Here is an 11664-nt window from a genome sequence, read left to right on the forward strand (position 1 = left end):
CGGCATCGCGCGCAGGCTTGCGCCCAGTGATCGATCCGGAACGGATCGGCGATCGCGTCGACGACGTGGGACGCGGATGTTTGGCTGTCAGTTTGACGCGCATAAAGTCTCAGGCTGCGATCGCGCGCAGCAGTTCGGTTTCGACCTGGATCTGCGTGCGGTTCGACGACAGGCCTCGGCCATCGAGCAGGAACACGTCTTCGACGCGTTCGCCGAGCGTGTTGATGCGCGCCGCCTGCACGCCGATCCGGTGTTGCGCGAGCACGCGCGCGATCGAATAAAGAAGGCCCTGCCGGTCGTTCGCCGACACGGACAGGATGTAGTACTGGCCACGCTCGTCAGGGCGCAAATCCACGCGCGGCGTGACCGGGAAACTTCGCACGAGCCGCGAGACACGGCCTTTCGACGGCTCCGGCAGAATGCTTTCGTCCATCAAGCGCGCGCTCAGTTGCTGCTCGACGAGATTCGCAATATCGCGATAGCTCCCGTCGTGATCCGGATGCGCGACGAGGAAGTTGTCGAGCGCGTAACCGTGGCGCGTCGTGGTGATGCGCGCATCGAGCACGGAGAGGCCGTTCTTGTCGAAATACGCGCAGATGCCGGCGAAGAGATCCGGCCGGTCGCGCAGATAGACGAGCACCTGCAGCGCCGCGCCGATCGGCGAGGGACGGGCGCGCACGATCGGCGCGGCGCTCTCGACGTGCCGGTACAGCACGCGCGTCTGCCACGCGATGTCCGCCGGATCGTGTCGCAGGAAATAGCCGACGTCCAATTGATCCCACAGCCGCTTTTCCGCGTGCTCGGGCACCGTTTCGAGGCGCAGGAGCGCAAGCGCGGCTTCTTTCCGGGACTTGAGTTCGGAATGCGTGTCGGGCCGCGCGCCGCCGAGCACGGCGAGCGTCGCGCGGTACAAATCTTCGAGCAGCTTGCCTTTCCAGTTGTTCCAGACCTTCGGGCTCGTGCCGCGAATGTCGGCCACGGTCAGCAGGTAGAGCGCGGTCAGACGCCGCTCCGTCTTCACCACCGACGCGAATTGCTTGATGACTTCCGGATCGCTCGTGTCCTGTTTCTGCGCGACATGGCTCATCGTCAGATGCTGCTGCACCAGCCACACGACGAGTTCCGTGTCGTCCGCGCTCATCTCGTGCTCGCGGCAGAAGCGGCGGGCGTCCGCCATGCCGAGCGTCGAATGATCGCCGCCGCGGCCCTTCGCGATATCGTGAAACAGCGCCGCGACGTAAAGCACCCACGGCCGCTCGAAGTTGCCCATCAGCTGACTGCAGAACGGGTATTCGTGGGCGTGCTCCGCAATGGCGAAGCGGCGCAGATTGCGCAGCACCATCAGGATGTGCTGATCGACCGTGTAGACGTGATAGAGGTCGTGCTGCATCTGCCCGACGATGCGCCGGAAGTTCAACAGGTAGCGCCCGAGCACGCTCGTCTGGTTCATGAGCCGCAGCGCATGCGTGATGCCTTCGGGCTGCTTCAGGATCTCCATGAAAAGACGCCGGTTCTCCGGGTCGCGCCGCCAGTTGCGGTCCATGATCTCGCGCGCGTTGTAGATCGCACGGAGTGTCCGCGCGGACAGGCCCTTCACGCCGCGCGTCTGCTCGTAGAGCAGGAAGGCTTCGAGAATGGCGTGCGGTTCGCGTTCGAACACGTCGTCGCTCGCGATTTCGAGCATGCCTTGCTTTTCGACGAAACGCTCCGACAGCACGCGCGTGACGCCCGACGTCGACGGGAACAGCTGCGCTTCGACGTTCTGGATCAGGATGGTGGCGAGCTGCGTGACGGCTTTCGCGGCCCAGTAATAGCGGCGCATCAGCTGTTCGCTCGCGCGCTTGGCGGCGGTCGCCTTGAAGCCGAAGCTCTCGGCGAGCGGCGTCTGCAAGTCGAACACGAGAATGTCCTGCCGGCGCTTGGCGATCACATGCAGGCGGGCGCGCAGCGTCTTCAGAAAGGCTTCGTTGCGGCGCAGTTCGCGCGCTTCGCGCTCGGTGATCAGCTCGCGCGCATCCAGTTCGCGCCAGCTCGACCCGAACCCCGCCGCCCGCGTGATCCAGAGGATCAATTGCAGGTCGCGCAGGCCGCCCGGGCTTTCCTTGATGTTCGGCTCCAGGCTGTACGGCGTGTCCTGGAACTTCGCGTGACGCTGCCGCATCTCCAGCACCTTCGCCTGGAAGAAGGCGCGCGGATCGAGCGTTTCGCGATAGCGCTCCGTGAAGCGGCAAAAGAGCGCCGCGTCGCCGCACAGGCGCCGCGCTTCGAGCAGCGACGTAAGCACGGTCACATCGTTGGCGGCTTCCGCGATGCATTGCTCGACCGAGCGCACGCTGCTGCCGATATCCAGCCCGAGATCCCACGCCATGCCGATGAAGCGCTCGACGCGTTCGTTGATGTCGGCCTCCTCGGCCTGCGGCACCGGGTCCGGCAGCAGCACGAGAATGTCGACGTCCGAGTAGGGCGCAAGCTCGCCGCGCCCGTAGCCGCCGACCGCGACGAGCGTGGCGCTCGCCGGCATGTCGGATGCCGACCAGGCGCCTTTGAGCGCGTCGTCGGTGGCGCGGCCGAGCGCCTGCATCAACGAGTCGACATTCGATGCCGTCTCGAAGCGTTCGATGAGTGCCGCCTTCGCCGCCTTGTAGGCGGCGCGCAGCGTTTCGCAAGGCGAGGCGACGACGGCAGTGACGCTCATGGGACGGATCGGCGAGAGGTGAATGGAACGGCGGAAGACGGCTGCGCGCGCGGCGCGCAGCGCATTGGCGCAGGCGTCAGGCCGCAGCCGCGATCAGTTGCGACGGCGCCTGCGTGCCGGCGGACACCGTCAGCACTTCGTAGCCCGTCGGCGTGACGAGCACGGTGTGCTCCCATTGCGCCGACAGACTGCGGTCGCGCGTCTTGACGGTCCACTGGTCGGGCATCGTGCGGATGTCGCGCCGGCCGGCGTTGATCATCGGCTCGACGGTGAAGATCATGCCCGGCTGCAATTCGATGCCCGTGCCCGGCCGCCCGTAATGCAGCACTTGCGGCTCCTCGTGGAACACCGTGCCGATGCCGTGGCCGCAGTATTCGCGCACGACGCTGTAGCCCTGCGCTTCGGCGTGCTTCTGAATGGCGTGGCCGATGTCGCCCAGGTGCGCGCCGGGGCGCACCTGATCGATGCCGAGCCACATGCAGTCGAAGGTCGTCTGCACGAGGCGTTTCGCGAGAATCGAGCCCTCGCCGACGATGAACATGCGGCTCGTGTCGCCGAAGTAGCCGTCCTTGATTACCGTGATGTCGATGTTGAGCGCGTCGCCGTTCTTCAGCACCTTCTCACCGGGAATGCCGTGGCAGATCACGTCGTTGACGGAGATGCAGGTGGCCTTCGGATACGGCGGATAACCGGGCGGCTGATAGTTGAGCGGCGCGGGAACCGTGCCCTGTTCCTTCACCATGTATTCGTGGCAGAGGCGGTCGAGTTCTTCGGTGGTCACGCCCGGCACGATATGCGGCGTGATGAAATCGAGCACTTCGCTGGCGAGCCGGCAGGCGACGCGCATGTGCGCGATATCGTGTTCGTTTTTCAGCGTAATGGACATGACGGGCTCTGAATGCGCGGTTTTGCAGGGAGGCGGGCGTGAGCCGCGAAGCCGGCATTATCGCACCTTAGGAAAGGCGCCGCAGCGCGATTCTGCGGCGCGCGCCAGGGCGCAGCCGGTTCGCGCGCCGCTTTTTGCGGGCATCGGGCGGCTTGAGCGGCGTAATCGTCACATGCTATACTCATGGGCTAAGTCTTAGTCCACTCGGAGTGGGCAAGGCTGAGAGCGTTCGCGGTTTACAACGCGGCGCTGATTCGAAACTGAAGCCGAAACTCAAGCCGGCGCACCCAGGGTGTCCGGCGTCTGGTGAGCGAGAGATGCTGAACCGGGCGCAGGATGCGGCAGCCGGCTTAAGACCCAACCCTCGCGGAGAATTTCATGGCAGTCACGATGCGTCAAATGCTGGAAGCCGGTGTCCACTTCGGTCACCAAACGCGCTTCTGGAACCCCAAGATGGCCCCGTACATCTTCGGTCATCGCAACAAGATTCACATCATCAACCTCGAAAAGACGCTGCCGCTCTACAACGACGCGCTGAAGTACGTGCGCCAGTTGGCAGCGAATCGCGGCACGATTCTTTTCGTCGGCACGAAGCGCCAGTCGCGCGACACCATCGCGCAGGAAGCCCAGCGCGCGGGCATGCCGTTCGTCAACGCCCGCTGGCTCGGCGGCATGCTGACGAACTTCAAGACGCTGAAAGTGTCCATCAAGCGCCTGAAGGACATGGAAGCAGCGGTCGAGTCGGGTGAAACCGAGCGCATGAGCAAGAAGGAAGCCCTTCTGTTCGAACGTGAAATCGCCAAGCTGCAAAAGTCGATCGGCGGCGTGAAGGACATGGGCGGCATTCCGGACGCGATTTTCGTGATCGACGTCGGCTACCACAAGATTGCCGTCACCGAAGCGAAGAAGCTCGGCATTCCGGTCATCGCCGTGGTCGACACGAACCACTCGCCGGAAGGCATCGACTACGTGATCCCGGGTAACGACGACGCGTCGAAGGCCGTGGCCCTGTACGCCGAAGGCGTCGCGGACGCGATCCTCGAAGGGCGCGCGAACGCCGTGAACGACGTCGTTCAGGCTGTGCGCAACGGCGAAGGCGACGAGTTCGTCGAGGTCAACGCAGAGGCGTAATCGAGCCCTGTGGCCGACAAAAAAGGGGGCTTTGCGAAAGGCCCCTTTTTTTTAGTCGGCGCGATGGTTGAACCAATCTTTGCCGTGGGCGCAGACGCCGGCGGCACGTATCAAACAGACTCAAGGAGCGAATGATGGCGGCAATTACCGCAAGCATGGTGGCAGAACTGCGCGCGAAGACCGATGCGCCGATGATGGAATGCAAGAAGGCGCTGACCGAAGCCGACGGCGACATGGCGCGCGCTGAAGAGCTGCTGCGCGTGAAGCTCGGCAACAAGGCGAGCAAGGCGGCATCGCGCGTGACGGCCGAAGGCATCGTCGTGGCGCACGTCGAAGGCGGCGTGGGCGCGCTCGTCGAGTTGAACTGCGAAACCGACTTCGTCGCGAAGAACGACGACTTCATGACGTTCGGCAAGGGCATCGCGGCGCTGGTCGCGAAGAGCAATCCTGCTGACGTGGCTGCGTTGTCGGCCATGCCGTACGAAAGCAACACGGTCGACGCCGTGCGTCTCGCGCTCGTCGGCAAGATCGGCGAAAACCTGTCGATCCGCCGCTTCGTGCGCTTCGAAACGTCGAACAAGCTGGCGTCCTACCTGCACGGCACGCGCATCGGCGTGCTCGTCGAGTTCACGGGCGCGGACGAGCAAGTCGGCAAGGACGTCGCCATGCACGTCGCCGCGATGAAGCCGGTCTCGCTGTCGTCGGACGAAGTGCCGGCGGACCTGATCGCGAAAGAGCGCAGCATCGCCGAGCAGAAGGCCGCCGAGTCGGGCAAGCCGGCCGAGATCGTCGCGAAGATGGTCGACGGCAGCATCCAGAAGTATCTGAAGGAAGTGTCGCTGCTGAACCAGCCGTTCGTGAAGAACGACAAGCAGACCATCGAGCAGATGCTGAAGGCGGCCAACGCGTCGGTGCAGAAGTTCGCGCTGTTCGTCGTGGGCGAGGGCATCGAGAAGCGCCAGGACGACTTCGCAGCCGAAGTGGCGGCGCAAGTCGCGGCGGCCAAACAGTCATAAGCGGTATCCGCGGCGCCTGCGCGCAAATGGCGCGGCGCCGCGTCGAAGCGAACACCGCGGCGGACCGCATCATGCATCTGCCGCACGATTCAAGGCGTTCCGGTTCGCATCATGTGGCGGGCGCGGTAGGTTCGGGTTAACCCGTACATGCCGCGCCCGTCAGTCCGATCCGGGCCGCTTGCGGTAACTATTGTTTCACCCCTACAGTTCTACGTTGTTGCAACCCTCCTCGGCGCGATCGGAACCTCATATGCCCACAGCCTACAAACGCGTACTTCTCAAACTCTCCGGCGAAGCCCTCATGGGCGACGATGCTTTCGGCATCAATCGCGCAACAATCGAAAGGATGGTGGCGGACGTCGCTGAAGTGGTGCGGATGGGCACGCAACTGGCCGTCGTGATCGGCGGCGGCAACATCTTCCGCGGCGTCGCGGGCGGCGCGGCCGGCATGGACCGTGCGACGGCCGACTACATGGGCATGCTCGCCACGATGATGAACGCACTCGCGCTGCAGGACGCCATGCGCCACGCGGGCATCGAGGCGCGCGTGCAGTCGGCGCTGCGCATGGATCAGGTGGTCGAGCCGTATATTCGCCCGCGCGCCATTCGCCAGCTCGAAGAAGGCAAGGTCGTGATTTTCGCGGCCGGCACGGGCAATCCGTTCTTCACGACCGATACCGCTGCCGCGCTGCGCGGCTCGGAAGTCGGCGCCGAAGTGGTGTTGAAGGCGACGAAGGTCGATGGCGTATACTCCGCCGACCCGAAGAAGGACCCGAGCGCGACGCGCTACAGCACGATCAGCTTCGACGAGGCGATCGGCCGCAATCTGCAGGTGATGGACGCCACGGCTTTCGCCCTGTGCCGCGACCAGAAACTGCCGATCCGCGTGTTTTCGATCACCAAGGCCGGCGCGCTCAAGCGCATCGTGCAAGGCGACGACGAAGGGACGCTCGTCCACGTGTAAACTCTCGCGTAATCGGGCGCCGCGCGCACCCCGGCGTGAACCGCGCCGGGTGAGGGCGAAGCGGGCGCCCGCATCGCCAGTAAACCCAGGTTTTGGAGGTTCAAATGAGTGTGGCTGACATCAAAAAGGGCGTCGATCAGAAGATGCAGCGATCGATCGAAGCATTCAAGGCCGATCTCGCCAAGATCCGCACGGGCCGCGCACACACCGGCCTGCTGGATCACATCCAGGTTGATTACTACGGCTCGAACGTGCCCATCTCGCAAGTGGCGAACATGACGCTCGTCGACGCCCGCACGATCGGCGTGCAGCCGTGGGAAAAGAAGATGGTCGCCGTCGTCGAGAAGGCGATCCGCGAATCGGATCTCGGCCTGAACCCGGCCACGCAAGGCGATCTGATCCGCGTGCCGATGCCCGCGCTCACCGAAGAGCGCCGCCGCGAACTCACGAAGGTCGTGAAGAGCGAAGGCGAAACGGCGAAGATCGCGGTGCGCAATCTGCGCCGCGACGCCAACGAGCAGCTGAAGAAGCTCGTGAAAGACAAGGAGATCTCGGAAGACGACGAGCGCCGCGCAAGTGACGACGTTCAGAAGCTCACCGACAAATTCGTGGCGGAAATCGACAAGCTCGTTCAGACGAAAGAAGCCGAAATCATGACGGTGTGAGGCCCTAACCGGTCCTGCCAGCCTCGGGTGACCAAAAACCCAGGCTGGCTTTTCATTTCCCGTCGATTACAAGATTCAGCGGCCATGACCTATACCAGCTCTACCGTTCGCGTGCCCGATGTCGCGGCTGTCCCGCGCCACGTCGCGATCATCATGGACGGCAACGGCCGTTGGGCGACCGAGCGGCGCCTGCCGCGTGTCGCCGGTCATACGCGCGGCGTCGATGCGGTCCGCGCGACCGTCGAAAGCTGCGCCAAGCGCGGCGTCGAATTCGTTACGCTGTTCGCGTTCAGTTCCGAAAACTGGCGTCGTCCGACGGAAGAAGTGTCGTTCCTCATGCGGCTTTTCGTGACCGCGCTGGAACGCGAGATCGGCAAGCTGCACGCCAACGGCATTCGCCTGCGCGTCGTCGGCGACATTTCCATGTTCGACGACCGCATCCGCGCGCTCATTCAGCGCGCCGAAACCAAGACCGCGCGCAACACGCGCCTCACGCTGACCATCGCGGCCAATTACGGCGGGCGCTGGGACATCATGCAGGCGACGAAGAAGCTCATCGCGCAATCGCTCGAACAGGGCACGCCCGCCCGCGTGGACGACGAGTCGTTCGCCGAGCATCTCGCCATGGCTTACGCGCCGGAGCCCGACCTCTTCATTCGCACGGGCGGGGAGCAGCGCATCAGCAACTTCCTGCTGTGGCAGCTCGCGTACACCGAGTTCTATTTCACCGACACTTACTGGCCCGATTTTGACGCCGACGCGCTCGACCGCGCAATTGCGTCGTATGGCGACCGTGAGCGCCGTTTCGGGCGCACCAGTGCGCAACTCGCGTCCCAATCGCAGAAGGCCGACACCCTTTCATGCTAAAGACCCGTGTCATCACGGCAATCGTGCTGCTGGCGGTTCTCGTGCCGGTCACGCTGTTCGCGCCGATCGGCGCATTCGGCGCGCTGATCGGTTTCGTCGTCGTGTTCGCCGCGTGGGAGTGGGGACGCCTGCTGAAGCTCAACGGCGCAGGGCCCGTGGCGTACGCGCTGGTCGCGGGGCTCGCGCTCATTTTCAGCACGTACCTCGGCGTCGCGCCAAAGGCGCTTTTCCAGATGACGGCGATTTTCTGGGTGCTCGCGGGACCGTACGCGCTCTTGCGCAAGCCGGTTCTGGCAGGCGGCGCGTGGCGCGCGTTCCTGCTTTTCGCCGGAATCATCGTGTTCGTCGCGTGCTGGCATGCAGTCGTCGCGGCGCGCACCGTCGGCGTCGCGTTCGTGCTATCGCTTCTCCTAGTCGTCTGGCTGGCTGACATAGGCGCATACTTCGCCGGAAAAGCATTGGGCCGCCACAAGCTCGCGCCGTCCATCAGCCCGGGCAAGACGTGGGAAGGCGCCATCGGCGGCTGGGCGGCCGTCATGGTGATCGGCTCGCTGGCGGCGGCCACCGGCGTCTATGCGCCGACCGTGTTTTCCGCTTTCGTCGGACATCTCGGCTGGGCGCGCGCGCTCGTCGCGCTCACCGTGCTGGTGGCGTTCAGCGTGGTCGGCGATTTGTTCGAATCGCTCCTGAAACGCCAGGCCGGCGTCAAGGACTCAAGCGGTCTGCTGCCGGGCCACGGCGGCGTGCTCGACCGCATCGATGCATTGTTGCCGGTATTGCCGATCGCATTGCTCATGCTCGGATAGATCGGCCAGAGAAGATTTCATGCAAAAACGTCTTACATTGCTCGGCTCCACGGGCTCGATCGGCGACAGCACGCTCGACGTCGTGGAGCGGCACCCGGACCGGTTCTCGGTCTACGCGCTCACCGCTCACCGTAACGGCGACAAACTTGTCGCGCAGTGCCTGCGTTTCCAGCCCGAAGTAGCGGTCGTGGGCGATGCCGAAACCGCCGCGCGCGTCGCCGCGGCGTTGCGCGCCGCCGGCAGCAAGACCGAAGTGACGTACGGCCCGGACGCGCTCGTCGATGTCGCCCGCGCCGCGCAGTGCGATACCGTGGTCGCGGCGATCGTCGGCGCGGCGGGCCTCGCGCCGACGCTGGCCGCCGCGCGCGCCGGCAAGCGCATTCTGCTGGCGAACAAGGAAGCGCTGGTCATGTCCGGCCAGATCTTCATGGACGCCGTGCGCGACAACGGCGCCGTGCTCTTGCCGGTCGACAGCGAGCACAACGCCGTGTTCCAGTGCCTGCCGCCCTGCGCGGACAGCGAGGCGCGCCTGCACGGCGGCGTGTCGAAGATCATTCTCACGGCGTCCGGCGGTCCGTTTCGCACGCGCGAGCCTTCGACGCTCGTGGACGTCACGCCCGACGAAGCCTGCAAGCATCCGAACTGGGCGATGGGCCGCAAGATTTCCGTCGACTCTGCGACGATGATGAACAAGGGCCTCGAAGTCATCGAGGCGCACTGGCTCTTCGATCTGCCGGGCTCGCGCATCGAAGTGCTGATTCACCCGCAAAGCGTGATTCACTCGATGGTGTCGTACGCCGACGGCTCCGTGCTCGCGCAACTCGGCAATCCGGACATGCGCACGCCGATCGCGCATGCGCTGGCGTTCCCGGATCGCGTCGAGTCGGGTGTCGCGCCGCTGGATCTCGCGCAGATCGCGTCGCTGACGTTCGAAAAGCCCGATTTCGCGCGCTTTCCGTGTCTCGCGCTCGCCATCGACGCGCTCGAAGCCGGCGGCATCGCGAGCGCGGCGTTGAACGCGGCAAACGAAATCGCGGTCGAAGCGTTTCTCGCGCGGCGCATCGGCTTCATGTCGATCGGCGGCGTGGTCGAGCGGGTGCTGAGCGCCTTGCCGAACACGAGCGCCGCATCGCTCGACGACGTGCTCGCCGCCGATGCCAGCGCGCGCCGTCTCGCGTCCCGTTTCGTCGCAGAGCTCACTGCGAGCGCGCCAGGCGCGGAACCCATCGCCCATTGAGGCCGTCATGAACTTCCTGACCGAAATCGTCGCCTTCGTCGTCGCGATTGGCGTGCTCGTCGTCGTCCACGAATTCGGTCACTACAGCGTCGCGCGACTATGCGGCGTCAAGGTGTTGCGGTTCTCGGTCGGCTTCGGCAAGCCGCTCGTGCGCTGGGTCAGCAAGAAGACCGGCGTCGAGTGGACGATCGCGGCGCTGCCGCTCGGCGGCTACGTGAAGATGCTCGACGAGCGCGAGACGGAAGACAGCATCCCGTCCGAGGACCTGCCGCGCGCATTCAACCGGCAGCCGGTCATCAAGCGCATCGCGATCGTCGCCGCCGGGCCGGTGGCGAATTTCCTGCTCGCGATTGCGCTCTTTTCCGCCGTCTTCGCGGGCGGCGTGACCGAACCGCAGGCGATCGTATCGACGCCCGCGCCCGCGACGGCCGCCGCACGCGCGGGCTTCGAGGGCGGCGAGAAGATCGTGTCGATGCGCGACGCGCAAGGCGGCGAGACCGAGCCCATCCGCTCGTGGTCCGACCTGCGCTGGAAGCTGCTCGACGCGTCGTTCGATCACCGGCGCGTCGTGCTGATGGCGAAGACGCACGATGGCACGTTCGACTTTCCGGTCAACGTCGCGGGCATAACGGACGCCGATGCGGAACAGGACTTCATGGACAAGCTCGGCTTCGCGCCGGGCGGCGGCACGCTGACGGTCGCGGGCGTGGAGCCGGGCAGCGCGGCGCAGAAGAGCGGTCTCGTCGCCGGCGACCGGCTGCGCGCGATCGACGGCCGTCCGGTCGACAACGCGACGAGCTTCATCGACTACGTGAAGGCGCACGGCGGCAAGCCCGTGACGCTTCAGATCGAGCGCGGCGCGGGCAGCGATGCCAAGCGGACTTCGGTACAGATCGTGCCCGACGTGAAGCGCGACGCGGCGACGGGCAAGGACATGGGTCGCATCGGCGCGGCGCTCGCGAACCAGTTGCCGACCGTCGACGTGCGCTACGGTCCGCTCGAAAGCCTGCGTCTCGGCGTCAATCGGACCTGGGACATCAGCGTGTATTCGCTGCGCATGTTCGGCCGCATGATCGTCGGGCAGGCGTCGCTGAAAAACCTGTCCGGCCCGGTCACCATCGCGGACTACGCGGGCAAGAGCGCGCGGCTCGGTCTGACCGCGTTCGTGTCTTTCCTGGCGCTCGTCAGCATCAGCCTGGGTGTGTTGAACTTGTTACCGATTCCGGTTCTGGACGGTGGGCATCTGTTATATTATTTGGTTGAAGCCGTTACCGGCAAAGCCGTGTCCGATCGCTGGCAGCTGGTTCTGCAGCGGGCGGGGCTGGTCTGCATCGTCGCTCTGTCGATGATCGCGCTCTTCAACGACCTGACTCGCCTGATCCGTTTCTGATCCACTT

At 65.0% G+C, this 11664-nt stretch carries 10 protein-coding genes; 8 read left to right on the plus strand and 2 right to left on the minus strand.

Annotated features, from left to right (window positions below):
* Positions 1 to 109: 109 nt before the first annotated feature.
* Together LDZ26_RS05380 and map are read right to left on the minus strand one after the other, a co-directional pair.
* A complete protein-coding gene (locus tag LDZ26_RS05380; protein WP_244848500.1) occupies positions 110 to 2695 on the minus strand; it encodes a [protein-PII] uridylyltransferase in 2586 nt (861 codons plus the stop codon).
* A 76-nt stretch (positions 2696 to 2771) separates the two neighbouring features.
* Positions 2772 to 3581, minus strand: a complete 810-nt coding sequence (map, locus tag LDZ26_RS05385) for a type I methionyl aminopeptidase (RefSeq protein ID WP_244848501.1) — start codon at positions 3579 to 3581, stop codon at positions 2772 to 2774.
* A 378-nt stretch (positions 3582 to 3959) separates the two neighbouring features.
* On the opposite strand from map, the gene rpsB reads away from it, so the two are divergent.
* From rpsB to rseP, 8 genes are all read left to right on the plus strand, one after another.
* Entirely contained in the window at positions 3960 to 4712 is a 753-nt protein-coding gene (rpsB, locus tag LDZ26_RS05390; RefSeq protein ID WP_087043768.1) for a 30S ribosomal protein S2, read from the plus strand.
* A 134-nt stretch (positions 4713 to 4846) separates the two neighbouring features.
* Positions 4847 to 5728, plus strand: a complete 882-nt coding sequence (gene tsf, locus LDZ26_RS05395; protein WP_244848502.1) for a translation elongation factor Ts — start codon at positions 4847 to 4849, stop codon at positions 5726 to 5728.
* A 250-nt stretch (positions 5729 to 5978) separates the two neighbouring features.
* Positions 5979 to 6692 (plus strand): UMP kinase, encoded by a 714-nt coding sequence (pyrH, locus tag LDZ26_RS05400; RefSeq protein WP_159835987.1) that lies wholly within the window; start codon positions 5979 to 5981, stop codon positions 6690 to 6692.
* Positions 6693 to 6796: 104 nt separating this feature from the next.
* Positions 6797 to 7357 (plus strand): ribosome recycling factor, encoded by a 561-nt coding sequence (frr, locus tag LDZ26_RS05405; protein ID WP_159835988.1) that lies wholly within the window; start codon positions 6797 to 6799, stop codon positions 7355 to 7357.
* A gap of 84 nt (positions 7358 to 7441) precedes the next feature.
* On the plus strand, positions 7442 to 8224 hold the full coding sequence (gene uppS, locus LDZ26_RS05410; protein WP_244848503.1) for a polyprenyl diphosphate synthase: 783 nt from the start codon (positions 7442 to 7444) through the stop codon (positions 8222 to 8224).
* Positions 8218 to 9030: a phosphatidate cytidylyltransferase gene (locus LDZ26_RS05415; protein ID WP_244848504.1), complete on the plus strand. Its 813-nt coding sequence runs from the start codon at positions 8218 to 8220 to the stop codon at positions 9028 to 9030. The genes uppS and LDZ26_RS05415 overlap by 7 nt, the downstream gene beginning before the upstream one ends.
* 19 nt (positions 9031 to 9049) lie before the next feature.
* Positions 9050 to 10267, plus strand: coding sequence for a 1-deoxy-D-xylulose-5-phosphate reductoisomerase (locus LDZ26_RS05420; RefSeq protein WP_244848505.1), 1218 nt, complete (start codon positions 9050 to 9052; stop codon positions 10265 to 10267).
* Positions 10268 to 10274: 7 nt separating this feature from the next.
* Positions 10275 to 11657 (plus strand): RIP metalloprotease RseP, encoded by a 1383-nt coding sequence (gene rseP, locus LDZ26_RS05425; protein ID WP_244848506.1) that lies wholly within the window; start codon positions 10275 to 10277, stop codon positions 11655 to 11657.
* Positions 11658 to 11664 lie beyond the last annotated feature (7 nt).

Origin of the sequence: Caballeronia sp. SL2Y3 (genome assembly GCF_022879575.1) — a bacterium.
Taxonomy (GTDB): domain Bacteria; phylum Pseudomonadota; class Gammaproteobacteria; order Burkholderiales; family Burkholderiaceae; genus Caballeronia.

Excerpts from the sequence above, each read along its gene's own strand:
- LDZ26_RS05380 (WP_244848500.1), bottom strand. The coding sequence starts at position 2,695 with ATGAGCGTCACTGCCGTCGTCGCCTCGCCTTGCGAAACGCTGCGCGCC.
- map (WP_244848501.1), bottom strand. The coding sequence starts at position 3,581 with ATGTCCATTACGCTGAAAAACGAACACGATATCGCGCACATGCGCGTC.
- rpsB (WP_087043768.1), top strand. The coding sequence starts at position 3,960 with ATGGCAGTCACGATGCGTCAAATGCTGGAAGCCGGTGTCCACTTCGGT.
- tsf (WP_244848502.1), top strand. The coding sequence starts at position 4,847 with ATGGCGGCAATTACCGCAAGCATGGTGGCAGAACTGCGCGCGAAGACC.
- pyrH (WP_159835987.1), top strand. The coding sequence starts at position 5,979 with ATGCCCACAGCCTACAAACGCGTACTTCTCAAACTCTCCGGCGAAGCC.
- frr (WP_159835988.1), top strand. The coding sequence starts at position 6,797 with ATGAGTGTGGCTGACATCAAAAAGGGCGTCGATCAGAAGATGCAGCGA.
- uppS (WP_244848503.1), top strand. The coding sequence starts at position 7,442 with ATGACCTATACCAGCTCTACCGTTCGCGTGCCCGATGTCGCGGCTGTC.
- LDZ26_RS05415 (WP_244848504.1), top strand. The coding sequence starts at position 8,218 with ATGCTAAAGACCCGTGTCATCACGGCAATCGTGCTGCTGGCGGTTCTC.
- LDZ26_RS05420 (WP_244848505.1), top strand. The coding sequence starts at position 9,050 with ATGCAAAAACGTCTTACATTGCTCGGCTCCACGGGCTCGATCGGCGAC.
- rseP (WP_244848506.1), top strand. The coding sequence starts at position 10,275 with ATGAACTTCCTGACCGAAATCGTCGCCTTCGTCGTCGCGATTGGCGTG.